The organism is Streptomyces sp. RLA012, assembly GCF_056270325.1.
In genome coordinates this window covers 4,294,406-4,308,036 of the sequence record NZ_JBWDPA010000002.1, presented here as the reverse complement: position 1 = coordinate 4,308,036, position 13,631 = coordinate 4,294,406, and the positions used below count along the sequence as shown (strand labels likewise).

Genomic DNA, 13,631 nt, shown 5'->3' with positions numbered 1-13,631 from the left:
CTGTCCGCCCGGACCGGCTGTAGGAGACATCCTGGGGGGCTGGCCTGGGCAACAGGAACAGGTCGGTGCGCTCCTCGCGGTGGCCGGTGGCCGGCGGCCGCAGTGCCGGTTGGACGGGCACGGAATCGCCCGGAACCCTCGCGCGTTGAGCGGAGTGGGTATGGGACGCCGGTGGTGTGCGAGCCGACGAGCCCGAGTGACCGAGCTGACAGATCGAGCTGACAGATATGGAGGGGCCGCAATGGCTGCGCAGACGCAGAGGGCCGTGCTGGCGGGCGGATGCTTCTGGGGGATGGAGGACTTGATCCGCCGACTCCCGGGCGTGACGGCGACCCGGGTCGGATACACCGGGGGGGACGTGCCGAACGCGACGTACCGTAACCATGGCACGCACGCGGAGGCCATTGAGATCCTTTTCGACCCCGAGAGGACCGATTTCCGCGCGATCCTGGAGTTCTTCTTCCAGATCCACGACCCGAGCACCAAGAACCGCCAGGGCAACGACATGGGCCTCAGCTACCGCTCGGCGATCTACTACGTGGATGACGAGCAAAAGCGGATCGCCGAGGACACGATCGCGGACGTGGACGCATCCGGGCTGTGGCCGGGCGAAGTCGTCACCGAGGTGGAGCCGGTCGGCCCCTTCTGGGAGGCCGAGCCCGAGCATCAGGACTACCTGCAGCGTTACCCGGACGGCTACACCTGCCATTTCCCGCGCCCGGGATGGCGGCTGCCCGCCCGCGCGGAGGGCTGACCGCGAGGCGGCCCGGCGGAAGGCGGAGGCTCCGCAGCCGGGCCGTGCTTGCGCTTGTGGGGTCGGCGGTGCCCCGCCGAAGGTTGTCCGTGACCGGTCGCCCGATGGGCGGCATGCGATCGGGGCGTCCGCGACATCGTGGCGCGGGACGCGAGGAAACCGGTTGGCGCACATGATCCCCGAACAATGCTGTGCCGAGAGCAGCAGCTGAGCGAGCGGCACCAGGCTGCCCACCGCCTCGACGATGCGCATCCACGCTGAGGTGATCGAACCCGGGGCTCGCGGCGCTGAAGCCGTGCGTCTCAGCCGTCGGTCGTGGCGACGCCGGTGGGGCATGAGGCGCCCGAGTTGATCTGGAAGGGGTCACCCAGCTTGACGCCCGTCCCGCCTGTCCCGCAGTAGCCCGCCGGGTTCTTGTCCAGGTACTGCTGGTGGTAGCCCTCGGCCGGGTAGAAGGTGCGGCCCTCCGCGGGGAGGAGTTCGGTGGTGATGGTGCCGTAGCCCGAGGAGGTCAGGACCTTCTGGTAGGCCTCGCGGGAGGCGGCCGCGGTGGCTGCCTGGGCCGGGGTGTGGGTGTGGACGGCGGAGCGGTACTGGGTGCCGACGTCGTTGCCCTGGCGGAAGCCCTGGGTCGGGTTGTGGGACTCCCAGAAGACCTGGAGGAGGCGCTCGTAGGAGATGACGGAGGGGTCGTAGACGACGCGGACGGCCTCGGTGTGGCCGGTCAGGCCCGAGCAGACCTCCTCGTACGTGGGGTGATCGGTGAAGCCGCCCTGGTAGCCGACCAGGGTCGTGTACACGCCCGCCGGGAGCTGCCAGAACCTGCGCTCGGCGCCCCAGAAACAGCCGAGGCCGAAGTCGGCGATCTCCAGGCCCTCGGGGTAGGGGCCGAGGAGCGGGGTGCCGAGGACGGAGTGCCGGTCGGGGACCGTGAAGATCGGCTCCGGGCGACCGCGCAGCGCTTGCTCGGCGGTCGGGAGCCGGGGGGTACGGCTGTGCAGGAACATGCGGTCTCCACGGGGTCACAGGGGCACGGGGCCGGAGGGCGGGGGTGGGGTCCGTGCTCGTGAACGTATGAGCCCCGGTTGTCATTCCGGGGCTCATATGTGCTGGGCTCGGACACTCATACGTACCGTGCTCACGAGCTCATCCGTACAGGCTCATGGGCTCGTACGTCCTCAGCGGGACAGCGACGCCGGCGTTCCGCCGTTCGCCTCGTAGCCGGCCACCGCCAGCGCGCGGTAGACCGCGTAGTCCGCGGCCGGGTCGGGGGTGAGGGTCCAGGGCAGGGCGCCCACATGGCCGTCGACGTGCACCAGCTGGTTCATGGCCTCGCCCCAGCGCTCGCCGCGGACCAGGAAGAACACCAGAAGGTGGCGGACGTGCGCCAGCATCGGGTCGTCGGGCCGGGCCGCGTGCACCGCGAAGAGCGCGCCGTGGACCGCCTTCGTCACGACCTCGCTCTGGTAGAAGCTGCGCACCAGATTCACCTCGGGGAGGTGCTCGAAGACCGCGAAGAGAGGCATGGCGGCCAGCAGCGAGCCCTGCGGGGCGCGCGCCGCTGCCGCCTCCGCGAAGGAGTACGCCACCTCGCGCGAGCCGTGCCACTTCTCGCACCAGTAGTGCAGGGCCGACAGATGCGCCCCCATGTGGGCCGGCGCGCGGTCCAGGATCTTCAGCCAGAGCTGCTCGAACTCCGGGCGGGGGTAGGCGAGTCCGCGGGCCACCGACAGCTCGATGATGTACGGGACCGGGTCACCGGGGGAGAGGAGCGCCGCCTCGCCGCACGCCGCCTTCGCCTCCTCCATGATGATCCGGAACTCGTCCGTTCCCGGCGTCGAGGTCCGCCACGCCTGCTGTACCAGGAACTCCGCGTGCACCGCCGAGCCGCCCGCGTCCTTGGGCTTCTCGGCCCGCCACACCCGCAGCCACTGCCCGCCCGGCGTCTCGCTGACCCCGCCGGGGCGCTGCCGCAGCTCCAGCGACGCGGCGCCCGCGAAGGCCTGCACCCGCTGCCAGCGCGTCTCGCCCGTGATCTCGGTGCCGGCCAGGAGCTGCGCGGCCGCGCGGTAGTCCTGTGTGCGCTGCACCAGGTCCAGGACGTCCAGGAGATCCGCGTCCGGTCCGGGCATACGGATGTCCAGCTCCTCCTGGCGCAGGAATCCGTAGTTCGCCGGGTCCGCGGCGTCCGGGTCGCCGGGCGAGACCAGCTGAATACCGGTGCGCCTGCGCCTGAGCACCGGCAGCAGGACCAGGCTGAACATGGCCAGCGCGAACAGGACCCAGAGAATCTCCATGCCTCAAGCGAACCAGACGGGGCCGACAATTGGCCAACGAGGTCGGACCGCAGCCCCGTGCGGCGGCCCGCAGCTGCCGCCGGCCCCGCGGGCGCACTACGCTCGGGACCCATGAGCGACAGGCACATCAGTCAGCACTTCGAGACCCTCGCGATCCACGCGGGCAACACCGCCGATCCCCTTACCGGCGCGGTCGTCCCGCCGATCTACCAGGTCTCGACCTACAAGCAGGACGGCGTCGGGGGCCTGCGCGGCGGCTACGAGTACAGTCGCAGCGCCAACCCCACCAGGACCGCCCTGGAAGAGAACCTCGCCGCGCTGGAGGGCGGCCGCCGCGGCCTCGCGTTCGCGTCCGGACTGGCGGCCGAGGACTGCCTGCTGCGTACGCTGCTCAGCCCCGGCGACCACGTGGTCATCCCCAACGACGCCTATGGCGGTACGTTCCGCCTCTTCGCGAAGGTCGTCTCGCGGTGGGGCGTGGAATGGTCCGTGGCCGACACGAGCGACCTGGCCGCCGTCCGCGCCGCGATCACCCCGAAGACGAAGGCCGTGTGGGTGGAGACCCCCTCCAACCCGCTGCTCGGCATCACCGACATCGCCGCGGTCGCCCAGGTCGCGCGTGAGGCGGGCGCGAAGCTCGTCGTCGACAACACCTTCGCCACCCCCTACCTGCAGCAGCCGCTCGCGCTCGGCGCGGACGTCGTCGTGCACTCGCTGACCAAGTACATGGGCGGCCACTCGGACGTCGTCGGCGGCGCGCTGATCGTCGGCGACCAGGAGCTCGGCGAGGAACTCGCGTACCACCAGAACGCGATGGGCGCGGTCGCCGGGCCCTTCGACTCCTGGCTGGTACTGCGCGGCGCCAAGACCCTGCCCGTGCGCATGGACCGGCACAGCGAGAACGCCACCAAGGTCGCCGACATGCTCACCCGGCACGCGCGCGTGACCCGTGTTCTCTACCCGGGCCTTCCGGAGCACCCCGGTCACGAGATCGCCGCCAAGCAGATGAAGGCGTTCGGCGGCATGGTCTCCTTCCAGGTCGAGGGCGGCGAGGAGGCGGCCGTGGAGGTCTGCAACCGCGCCAAGGTCTTCACGCTCGGCGAGTCCCTGGGAGGCGTGGAATCCCTGATCGAGCACCCCGGACGCATGACGCACGCGTCCACCGCGGGCTCGGCCCTGGAGGTCCCGGCCGACCTCGTCCGTCTCTCCGTGGGCATCGAGAACGTCGACGACCTGCTCCAGGACCTGCAGCAGGCCCTCGGCTAGCCCTGTACTTCGCGGGTCGTTGAATCGGTTGGAGTAGAGGGTTCGGTCGTGTCCGGGTCGGGGCTGTGGGCGTTAGCCGGGTGTGTCGATGACTTCCCGGTCTCCGCGGCCTCGGTCCCAGCGTCAGCGTCTTGAGTGTGTGGTGACGTCTGTGGTGGAGAAGCGTCTGGGCGCTCTGCCTGTCGCTGCCGAGTTTCTGCGCCGGCTGGACGTGGCGGGGATCGTCGACGGTTTGTGCCCGTCCGCGCCGAGCGCGCACCTGACGCACGGGCAGGTCATCGAGGCGCTGGTCGCGAACCGGCTGACCTCGCCGATGCCCCTGTTCCGGGTCGGTGACTGGGCCCGGACCTGGGCGGTGGAGGAAGTGCTGGGGATCGAGGCGGGCCTGCTCAACGACGACCGCCTCGCGCGGGCACTGGACGCGATCGCCCCGAAACTGGAGCAGATCGCGGGCACGGCCGGCGCGCGGGCGATCACCGAGTTCGGCATCGACGTGTCCCGGTTGCACTGGGACATGACGTCGATGTCCGTCCACGGGACCTACCCCCTGGAGGACCAGGACGACGCGTTCCCGGTGATCAAGCACGGGCATCCCAAGGACCGCAGGGTGGACCTGAAGCAGGTCCAGGCCGGGCTCGCGGTCACCGGTGACGGCGGCATCCCGGTCCACGCCCGGGTCTTCGGCGGCGGCGCGGCCGAGGTGTCCCAGGTCGTCGGGGCGATGAAGGACCTGCAGAAGCTGGCCGGCGAGCAGGAGTTCCTGCTGGTCGCCGATTCCAAGCTGGTCTCCTACCCGAACGTCGCCGCACTGCTGGAAGCCGGGACGGCGTTCATCGCCCCGGTCCCGGCAGCCCAGGTCAAGGACGGCTTCTACGCCGCCTTGGACCTGGAGGCCGCCACCGTCGTGGATTGGGTGCCCGGCCGCGACGCGGACAAGGACCCCGCCCAGCGCGAGGTCTACCGGGTACTGGAAGACGTCCACACCCTGAACGGCCCGCGCAAGCGCGACCCGGTCCTGGAAGTTCGCCGAATCCTGGTCCACTCCACCGGCAACGCCGCAGGCCAGCAGGCCGCCCGCACCAAACGCCTCACCCGCGCCACCGAGGACCTGGACAAGGTCCGGCGCGGAGCCGGCGGCAGGTACTACAACACCGCCGAGAAGATCGCCGCCCGTGTCGGGGTGATCGCCAGGACCCGCCGGGTCGTCTCCTGCCTGCGCACCGAGATCAGCGAGGACGACCACGGCAGGCCCACCCTGGCCTGGCACTTCGACCAGGACGTCCTGCGGACCGAAGCCGCCGCCGACGGATGGTACGCCCTGCTGACGGCGCTGACTGCCGAGCAGGCATCCCCGAGCCGGGTCCTGATCCAGTACAAGGGCCAGGGATCGGTCGAGCGCCGCTACGCGGACTTCAAGGGCCCCCTGGCGGTCACCCCGCTGTTCGTGCAGCACAACCACCGCGTCGCCGCCCTGATCCAGGTCATCTGCCTGGCCCTGCTGGTCTTCAGCCTGATCGAACGCCAGGTCAGACAAGCCCTGGGCCCCGAGCAGACCATGGTCGGCCTCTACCCGGACAACCGCCGAGTGCGGCCAACCGGCCGGATGATCCTCTACCACCTCGGCGAACTCACCCTGCGGATCGGAAACGTCACCGACCCACCCACCGTCCAGATCACCCGCGGCGTCCAACTCCACCTCCTGGACCTCCTCGGCATCGAAGTCACCCAAACCCGCTGGCCAATGACCTGAAACGGTGACCCGCGAAGTACGGGGCTAGCCGATCGCCGGAAGATCACCAGCCCGTGAGCGGTGGAGTCGTCTGCGACGGCGGCTCCACCCAGGGACGGGCCGTCGCCGCCCAGACGACGAACACCACGGCCGCGGCGAACAGCAGCAGCCACATCACCCGCCGGGCCACCGTCCTGCGGCGCAGCATGCGGCCCCCGCGGCGCACGACGTCCGGGTACAGGTCGGGCGGCACCGGGGGCTGCTGCTGCTCCAGCAACCGCCGTACGGCCGCCTCGCGCTCGGGCAGGTTCATGAAGGCACCACCTTCGCCATGACCGGCGCCGGGCCCCGCGGCGGGTGCAGCAGCGTCGCCGTCGCGCGGGCGCAGATCGCCCGGACCCGTTCCGTGGGCAACCCGAGCAGGGCCGCCGTCTGCTCCTCCGCGACCCCCTCGTACAGCCTGAGGACCAAGATCAGCCGCTCCTGGGGCGTCAGCCGCGCCAGGACGCCACCGGAGCCGGAGCCGGAGCCGGAGGGGGAGGGGGAGGGGGAGGGGGAGGCAGAGGGGGACGGACGGGAGCGGCCCGCGCCTCCGTACCGGGACCGTCCGAAGCCGCCGTACTGGTGCCACGCGCCGCGCGCGAAGCGGACGGCCAGCTGCTGGCGGGCCCGGTCGTACGGGTCCTCGCCGCGCAGCCGGTCCCAGGAGGCGTAGGTATGGGCGAGGGCCAGCGTCAGCAGGCGCCGCGCGCGCGGGTTGGCGTTCGGCGGCTCCGCCGTGAGCAGCGTGGCGGCATGCAGCAACCGCCCTGCCGCGCCCGCGACGAACACCTCGAACTCCCGGGCCCGACGGGCGCCTTGGGACGCACGCCGTTCTCGCACCACGCCTCCCGCCCGAGGGCGACCCTGAGGGAAACAGGGCCCGGCCGCGCACGATGAACCGTACGTACGACGACGGTTCGTACGACGGATCGCACCACGTGCGACAAGGACCCGGTCTCATATGAGGCCAGCCCCGGCCTTCCGGTCAAGAGCCCGGCCCATATGCACGCGCATGCTTTCCCGGGAAAGGGTCCCCGGGGAGGGGTCCTGGGGAGGGGGTCCCGGAGAAGGAGGAAGGTCAGGAATCCGGCTGGTCCCCCGGCGCGCCCCCCGTGGTCGCCATCCGGGCCGACAGCGCGCCGTTGAAGCGCGTGAGGAGCGTACAGAACGCCTCGCGCTCCTCCGGCGCCCAGTCCTGTGTCAGCTCGGCCATCAACTGACGCCTGGAGGAGCGCACTTCGTCGAGACGGGACTGCCCGCGCGGCGACAGCTGGAGCACCACGGCGCGCCCGTCCTCCGGGTGCGAGGTGCGCTTGACGAGGCCGGTGTCGACCAGCGGGGCCACCTGCCGGGTGACCGTCGACGAGTCGATGCCCATGCTCGCGGCGAGCGCCTTGACGCCCATCGGGCCTTCCTTGTCCAGACGGTTGAGCAGCAGGTATGCGGCACGGTCCATCGAATTGCGGACCTGTCCCACTCCGCCGAGCCGGGTCTGTTCGGCACGGCGCGCGAACAACGCGACCTCGTGCTGCAGCGTGTCGAGGAGACCGGTGTCACCGACGGTCGTCATGTCCATCGACATTTCTGGTGTTGTGGGCATGGCCGGGGGCTCAATTCATGCGTGGGGAGCTGGGTTGGGGGACAGGTTACGCGGCCGGGGCGCGGGCCGTACCGACGCTGTGTAAAACCGGTCTCGGCCCGTGGTCACACCAGGAGTCCTCGAGTGTGAACTGCGAGACTGGTGGTCATGAGCTACAGCACGGTCGACTCCTCGCCCAGGGTGACTCTGGACGACGTACGAGGTGCCCAGAAGATGCTCTCGGGCGTGGCGCGGACGACCGCCATGGAGGGCAGCCGGTATCTGTCCCAGCTGGTGGGCGCCCCGGTGCACCTCAAGTGCGAGAACCTCCAGCGCACGGGTTCGTTCAAGCTGCGCGGCGCGTACGTACGGATCGCCGGGCTGCTTCCGGAGGAGCGTGCCGCCGGGGTGGTGGCCGCCAGCGCCGGCAACCACGCGCAGGGCGTCGCCCTCGCCTCCTCGCTGCTCGGGGTGCACTCCACGGTCTTCATGCCGACCGGCGCCCCGCTGCCGAAGGTCGCGGCCACCCGCGACTACGGCGCCGAGGTGAGGCTGCACGGTCAGGTGGTCGACGAGACGCTGGCCGCCGCCCAGGAGTACGCGGCCCGTACGGGCGCGGTGTTCATCCACCCGTTCGACCACCCCGACATCATCGCGGGTCAGGGCACGGTCGGCCTGGAGATCCTGGAGCAGTGCCCGGAGGTGCGCACGATCGTCGTCGGGATCGGCGGCGGCGGGCTGGCCGCGGGCGTCGCGGTCGCGGTGAAGTCCCTGCGCCCCGACGTGCGGATCGTCGGCGTACAGGCGGCGGGCGCGGCAGCGTACCCGCCCTCCCTGGCGGCCGGGCGCCCGATGGCGATCGACAATCCGGCGACGATGGCCGACGGCATCAAGGTCGGTCGGCCCGGCGACGTGCCCTTCCGGATCATCGAGGAGCTGGTGGACGAGGTCCGCACGGTCTCCGAGAACAACCTGTCCAGGGCGTTGCTGCTCTGTCTGGAGCGGGCCAAGCTGGTCGTCGAACCGGCCGGTGCGAGCCCCGTCGCCGCGCTGCTCGGCGAGCCCGGGACCTTCCAGGGTCCGGTCGTCGCGCTGCTGTCCGGCGGCAACGTGGACCCGCTGCTGATGCAGCGCATCCTGCGCCACGGCATGGCCGCGAGCGGCCGCTACCTCGCGGTCACGCTGCGGCTGACGGACCGGCCCGGCGCCCTGGCCACCCTTCTCGGGGTGCTGTCGCTGGCCGACGCCAACGTCCTCGACGTGAGCCATGTACGGACCGATCCCCGGCTCGGGCTCACGGAGGTGGAGGTCGAGCTGCACCTGGAGACGAAGGGGCCGGAGCACTGCTCCGAGGTCGGCCGCGCCCTGCGCGAGTCGGGCTACACCGTCATCGACTGAGGTCGTCCCCGGCCTCGACCGAAGTCGCCCAGGTCAGGACCGTCGTCCTCATCCAGGTCCAGTACCTTGGAAAAATCTGTTGAGCGACGCGATACATCGCGTTACGGTGTGTTTCTCGCCATCCCCAACGACGTGGAGAATTCACATGCCAGGCGCCATCTATGCCGAAGGCCTGGTGAAGACCTTCGGTGACGTAAAGGCTCTGGACGGCGTCGATCTCGATGTCCCGGAAGGCACCGTGCTGGGCCTGCTGGGGCCGAACGGCGCGGGCAAGACCACCGCCGTCCGCTGTCTGACGACCCTGCTGCGCCCCGACAGCGGCAAGGTGGTCGTCGCGGGCATCGACGTGCTCAAACACCCCGACGCGGTCCGCCGCAGGGTCGGCCTCTCCGGACAGTTCGCCGCGGTCGACGAGTATCTGACCGGCCGCGAGAACCTCCAGATGGTAGGCCAGCTCTACCAGATGAGGGCGAAGGCCGCAAAGGTCCGGGCGGTCGAGCTCCTGGAGCAGTTCAATCTGACGGACGCCGCCGACCGCCCCGCGAAGACCTACTCGGGCGGTATGCGCCGCCGGCTCGACCTGGCCGCCGCGCTGGTCGTATCGCCCCCGGTGATGTTCATGGACGAGCCGACGACCGGCCTCGACCCGCGCAACCGCCAGCAGCTGTGGGAGGTCATCAAGCAGCTGGTCTCCGGCGGTACGACACTGCTGCTGACCACCCAGTATCTGGAGGAGGCCGACCACCTCGCGCACGACATCTGCGTGGTGGACCACGGACGTGTCATCGCCCGCGGCACCGCCGACCAGCTCAAGGCGCAGACCGGCGGAGAGCGCGTCGAGGTCGTCGTGCACGAGCGCGAGCACATGGCGACGGCCGCGGAGGTGCTCCGGGGCTTCGGCAAGGGCGAGACGAGCGTCGAGGAGCACACCCGCAAGCTGACGGTGCCCGTCACCGGTGGCGCGAAGCTCCTCGCGGAGGTCATCCGCGAGCTGGACACCCGTGGCATCGAGATCGACGACATCGGGCTGCGCAGGCCCACGCTCGACGACGTGTTCCTCTCCCTGACGGGACACATGGCCGAGGTGAGGGACGAGGAGAACGGCGTGTCCGGGGAAGCGAAGAGCGGCCGTACGACCAAGAAGGAGACCGCGGCGAGCGGGGCCGCGGCGGACGAGAACGTAGACCAGCACGTAGACGAGAACGTGACGGACGAGAACGTGACGGACGAGAACGTGAAGACGGAGGCCGCGAAGTGAGCGCCGTGACAGACGCCCTGCCCGTGGCGGCCGGCCCCAAGGGTGCCGTCGTCCAGTCCGTGCGCGACTCCCTGGTCATCGCCAAGCGCAACCTGATCAGAATGTCCCGCATCCCCGAGATGGTGATCTTCGGGCTCATCCAGCCGATCATGTTCGTGGTGCTGTTCTCGTACGTGTTCGGCGGCTCCATGAACATCGGCGGGACGACGGATCCCTCCACCTACCGCGAGTTCCTGATGGCCGGCATCTTCGCGCAGACCGTCACCTTCGCCACCGCGGGCGCCGGCGCGGGTATCGCCGACGACATGCACAAGGGCCTCATCGACCGCTTCCGCTCGCTGCCCATGGCGCGTGGCGCGGTCCTGACCGGCCGTACGCTCGCCGACCTGGTGCAGACGGCTCTCACACTCCTCGTGCTCGCCGTCGTCGCCCTGCTGGTCGGCTGGCGCACCCACACCAACATCGGCGAGGTGCTCGGCGCCTTCGGGCTGCTGCTCCTGTCCGGATACGCGTTCACCTGGATCGGCGCGCTCATCGGCCTCTCCGTACGTACGCCCGAGGCGGCCACGTCCGGCGGGCTGATCTGGCTCTTCCCGGTCACGTTCATCTCGAACGCGTTCGTGGACTCCAGCAGAATGACCCCCTGGCTGCAGCACGTCGCCGACTGGAACCCCTTCAGCGCCACCGTGCAGGCCTGCCGCCGGCTCTTCGGCAATCCGGGTGTCACACCGTCGGACGCCTGGCCCATGCAGCACCCCGTCTGGGCCTCGCTGATCTGGTCGGTCCTGATCATCGTCGTCTTCCGGACCCTGTCGGTGCGCAAGTACCGGTCCGCCACCGCATGACCCGGGCATGACGATGCCCCCGGCCGCGACCGGGGGCATCGTCGTAGGGATCGGTCCCGGGCTCAGCCCTGGTACGGCTCGGCCTTGAGGATCCGCACCGAGGCGAGCTTGCCGTTGGGCAGCTCGTACTGGGCGTCCTCGCCGACCTTCTTGCCGTTCACACCGGAGCCCAGGGGGGACTGGGGCGAGTAGGTCTCGATGTCGGCGCTGGCGTACTCGCGCGAGGCGAGCAGAAAGTCCAGCGTGTCGTCCTCGTCGCCGTCGAAGGCGATGGTGACGACCATGCCGGGCGCGACCACGCCGTCCGCCGCGGGAGCCTCGCCCACCTTGGCGTTCTCCAGGAGCTGGGTCAGCTGGCGCACACGGAGCTCCATCTTGCCCTGCTCCTCCTTGGCCGCGTGGTACCCGCCGTTCTCCCGCAGGTCGCCCTCCTCGCGCGCCGCCGCGATCTTGGCGGCGATCTCCGTGCGCGCGGGACCAGACAGGTACTCCAGCTCGGCCTTGAGCTGGTTGTACGCCTCCTGGGTCAGCCAGGTGACGTTCTCGCTGGTCTGGGTCACAGGTGCTCCTCGTAGGTACTGGGAATACAAAGCATCGCCCTACCCAGAAGAATGTGCTTTCACGGGTGGGCGAAACCACGAGCCTAACAATTCAGCGGCTCAAGGGGGAGGACATAAGACATCAGAATTACGTAAACGCAGGTCAGCGCAGGTCAGCGCAGGTGAGTGCGGAGGCGCTGGGGGCGATGTCGGTGGTGGTGCGGGCGGTGACGCCGGTGGTGGTGTCAGTCGGCGTGGCAGCCGAGCAGTTCCGCCGTGCCGCCACGAGCGGTGGTGCGGATCGTGACGACCTTGTCGATGCGGGAGGAGTCCTGGTCGAAACGGAAGTCCGCGCGGCCCACCTCGGAGCCGTCGTCGGCCTGCGAGCGCAGGGTGCAGTAGCCCCGGGTGCCCGCGTCCTTGCGTACCTCCAGGTGCACCTCGACCGCGCTGTCCGAGACGGCCTTGAAGGTGATCACCTCGGCGCTGATCTTGTTCTCGACGACGTAGTGGTACGCGAACCAGCCCATCAGGACGAGTAGGGCCGCCCCCAGCACACTGCCGATGACCTTGAGTTTACGGTCGGCACGCTCGTCCTCGGAGCGGCCGTAGCGGCCCTCGGGCAGCTGTGTGCTCGCCGTGCTCATGATCGTCCTCTCGGGGAGGGGGTCCCGGAATTATTCGCCCCCCGATTCCGTCACTATAGAAGCCGCCCATCACGCCGAATCACGCCGGGCGCCGACTTGCCGACTGGCCGACCGGCCGACTTACTGAGGATCGAGTCTTGACTGACCAGCTGCGACTGATGGCCGTGCACGCCCACCCCGACGACGAGTCGAGCAAGGGCGCGGCCACGATGGCGAAGTATGTGTCCCAGGGGGTGGACGTGCTGGTCGTGACCTGCACGGGCGGGGAGCGCGGCTCCATCCTCAACCCGAAGCTGCAGGGTGACAAGTACTTCGAGGAGAACATCCACGAGGTACGCAAGAAGGAGATGGACGAGGCCCGCGGGATCCTCGGCATCAAGCAGGAGTGGCTCGGCTTCGTCGACTCGGGCCTGCCCGAGGGCGACCCGCTGCCGCCGCTCCCCGAGGGCTGTTTCGCCCTGGAGGACGTGGACAAGGCGGCCGGAGAGCTGGTCAGGCAGATCCGTTCGTTCCGTCCGCAGGTGATCACCACGTACGACGAGAACGGTGGTTATCCGCACCCCGACCACATCATGACCCACAAGATCTCGATGGTGGCGTTCGAGGGGGCGGCGGACACGGAGAAGTACCCGGAGTCCGAGTACGGCCCGGCGTTCCAGCCGCAGAAGCTCTACTACAACCAGGGCTTCAACCGCCCGCGCACCGAGGCGCTGCACAACGCCCTGCTGGAGCGCGGTCTGGAGTCGCCGTACGGGGACTGGCTGAAGCGGTGGAGCGAGTTCGAGCGCGTCGAGCGCACGCTGACCACGCATGTTCCGTGCGCGGACTTCTTCGAGATCCGTGACAAGGCGCTGATCGCGCACGCCACGCAGATCGACCCCGAAGGCGGCTGGTTCAAGGTCCCGATGGAGCTCCAGAAGGAGGTCTGGCCGACCGAGGAGTACGAGCTCGCCACCTCCCTCGTCGATACCTCCCTCCCCGAGGACGACCTCTTCGCGGGCATCCGCGACAATGCCTGACATGAGCGCAAGCCTGGCACTGACGCACCTCGTCCCCCTCGCCAAGGAGGTCGACGAGAACAAGGTCACCCCCGGCGTCCTCGGCTTCATCGTCTTCGCGGCGTTGGCCCTGGCGGTGTGGGGACTGATGAAGTCGATGAACCGGCACATGGGGAAGGTCACCTTCGAGGAGGACCCGGAGCAGCCGAAGAAGGGCGCGGCGGCCTCCGGGAAGGCGACCAGGTCGACCGGTACGACGGGTACCGCCTCGGGCTGAAC

At 69.8% G+C, this 13,631-nt stretch carries 15 protein-coding genes; 8 read left to right on the top strand and 7 right to left on the bottom strand.

Annotation, left to right across the window (positions count from 1 at the left end; genetic code table 11):
- Nucleotides 1-241 precede the first annotated feature (241 nt).
- Entirely contained in the window at nucleotides 242-754 is a 513-nt protein-coding gene (msrA, locus tag RV986_RS19400) for a peptide-methionine (S)-S-oxide reductase MsrA (RefSeq protein WP_475918628.1), read from the top strand.
- A gap of 302 nt (nucleotides 755-1,056) precedes the next feature.
- Here msrA (RV986_RS19400) and msrA (RV986_RS19395) read toward each other — a convergent pair whose 3' ends face one another.
- Both msrA (RV986_RS19395) and RV986_RS19390 read right to left on the bottom strand, forming a co-directional pair.
- Nucleotides 1,057-1,761 (bottom strand): peptide-methionine (S)-S-oxide reductase MsrA, encoded by a 705-nt coding sequence (gene msrA, locus RV986_RS19395; RefSeq protein ID WP_475918627.1) that lies wholly within the window; start codon nucleotides 1,759-1,761, stop codon nucleotides 1,057-1,059.
- 171 nt (nucleotides 1,762-1,932) lie between these two features.
- Nucleotides 1,933-3,051 (bottom strand): hypothetical protein, encoded by a 1,119-nt coding sequence (locus RV986_RS19390; RefSeq protein WP_475918626.1) that lies wholly within the window; start codon nucleotides 3,049-3,051, stop codon nucleotides 1,933-1,935.
- Nucleotides 3,052-3,162: 111 nt separating this feature from the next.
- Between RV986_RS19390 and RV986_RS19385 the strand changes: the two genes are divergently transcribed.
- The gene (locus RV986_RS19385) at nucleotides 3,163-4,317 is read left to right on the top strand and encodes a cystathionine gamma-synthase (RefSeq protein ID WP_475918625.1); all 1,155 of its coding nucleotides are present in this window, start codon (nucleotides 3,163-3,165) and stop codon (nucleotides 4,315-4,317) included.
- 151 nt (nucleotides 4,318-4,468) lie between these two features.
- Entirely contained in the window at nucleotides 4,469-6,067 is a 1,599-nt protein-coding gene (locus RV986_RS19380) for an IS1634 family transposase (RefSeq protein WP_475918624.1), read from the top strand.
- Nucleotides 6,068-6,110: 43 nt separating this feature from the next.
- On the opposite strand, the gene RV986_RS19375 is transcribed toward RV986_RS19380, so the two are convergent.
- The 3 genes from RV986_RS19375 to RV986_RS19365 all read right to left on the bottom strand — a co-directional run bounded on the left by RV986_RS19375 (nucleotide 6,111) and on the right by RV986_RS19365 (nucleotide 7,670).
- Nucleotides 6,111-6,359 carry a hypothetical protein gene (locus RV986_RS19375; protein ID WP_475918623.1) on the bottom strand — a complete coding sequence of 83 codons (249 nt, stop codon included), beginning with the start codon at nucleotides 6,357-6,359 and terminating at the stop codon, nucleotides 6,111-6,113.
- Nucleotides 6,356-6,928 (bottom strand): sigma factor-like helix-turn-helix DNA-binding protein, encoded by a 573-nt coding sequence (locus RV986_RS19370; RefSeq protein ID WP_475918622.1) that lies wholly within the window; start codon nucleotides 6,926-6,928, stop codon nucleotides 6,356-6,358. Before RV986_RS19370 ends, RV986_RS19375 begins: the two co-directional genes overlap by 4 nt.
- Before the next feature lie 238 nt (nucleotides 6,929-7,166).
- Nucleotides 7,167-7,670, bottom strand: coding sequence for a MarR family winged helix-turn-helix transcriptional regulator (locus RV986_RS19365; protein WP_475918621.1), 504 nt, complete (start codon nucleotides 7,668-7,670; stop codon nucleotides 7,167-7,169).
- A gap of 165 nt (nucleotides 7,671-7,835) precedes the next feature.
- Between RV986_RS19365 and ilvA the strand changes: the two genes are divergently transcribed.
- From ilvA to RV986_RS19350, 3 genes are all read left to right on the top strand, one after another.
- Nucleotides 7,836-9,065, top strand: coding sequence for a threonine ammonia-lyase (gene ilvA / locus RV986_RS19360; RefSeq protein WP_475918620.1), 1,230 nt, complete (start codon nucleotides 7,836-7,838; stop codon nucleotides 9,063-9,065).
- Between the two features lie 145 nt (nucleotides 9,066-9,210).
- Nucleotides 9,211-10,323 carry an ATP-binding cassette domain-containing protein gene (locus RV986_RS19355; RefSeq protein WP_475918619.1) on the top strand — a complete coding sequence of 371 codons (1,113 nt, stop codon included), beginning with the start codon at nucleotides 9,211-9,213 and terminating at the stop codon, nucleotides 10,321-10,323.
- Complete coding sequence (locus RV986_RS19350; protein WP_475918618.1) at nucleotides 10,320-11,168, top strand: ABC transporter permease; 849 nt, start codon at nucleotides 10,320-10,322, stop codon at nucleotides 11,166-11,168. Before RV986_RS19355 ends, RV986_RS19350 begins: the two co-directional genes overlap by 4 nt.
- 62 nt (nucleotides 11,169-11,230) lie before the next feature.
- Here RV986_RS19350 and greA read toward each other — a convergent pair whose 3' ends face one another.
- Nucleotides 11,231-11,728 (bottom strand): transcription elongation factor GreA, encoded by a 498-nt coding sequence (greA, locus tag RV986_RS19345; RefSeq protein WP_475918617.1) that lies wholly within the window; start codon nucleotides 11,726-11,728, stop codon nucleotides 11,231-11,233.
- A gap of 224 nt (nucleotides 11,729-11,952) precedes the next feature.
- Nucleotides 11,953-12,354 carry a DUF4307 domain-containing protein gene (locus RV986_RS19340; RefSeq protein WP_475918616.1) on the bottom strand — a complete coding sequence of 134 codons (402 nt, stop codon included), beginning with the start codon at nucleotides 12,352-12,354 and terminating at the stop codon, nucleotides 11,953-11,955.
- A gap of 158 nt (nucleotides 12,355-12,512) precedes the next feature.
- On the opposite strand from RV986_RS19340, the gene mca reads away from it, so the two are divergent.
- Both mca and RV986_RS19330 read left to right on the top strand, forming a co-directional pair.
- Entirely contained in the window at nucleotides 12,513-13,373 is an 861-nt protein-coding gene (mca, locus tag RV986_RS19335) for a mycothiol conjugate amidase Mca (protein WP_475924333.1), read from the top strand.
- Entirely contained in the window at nucleotides 13,366-13,629 is a 264-nt protein-coding gene (locus RV986_RS19330; RefSeq protein WP_475918615.1) for a hypothetical protein, read from the top strand. Before mca ends, RV986_RS19330 begins: the two co-directional genes overlap by 8 nt.
- Nucleotides 13,630-13,631: the final 2 nt, after the last annotated feature.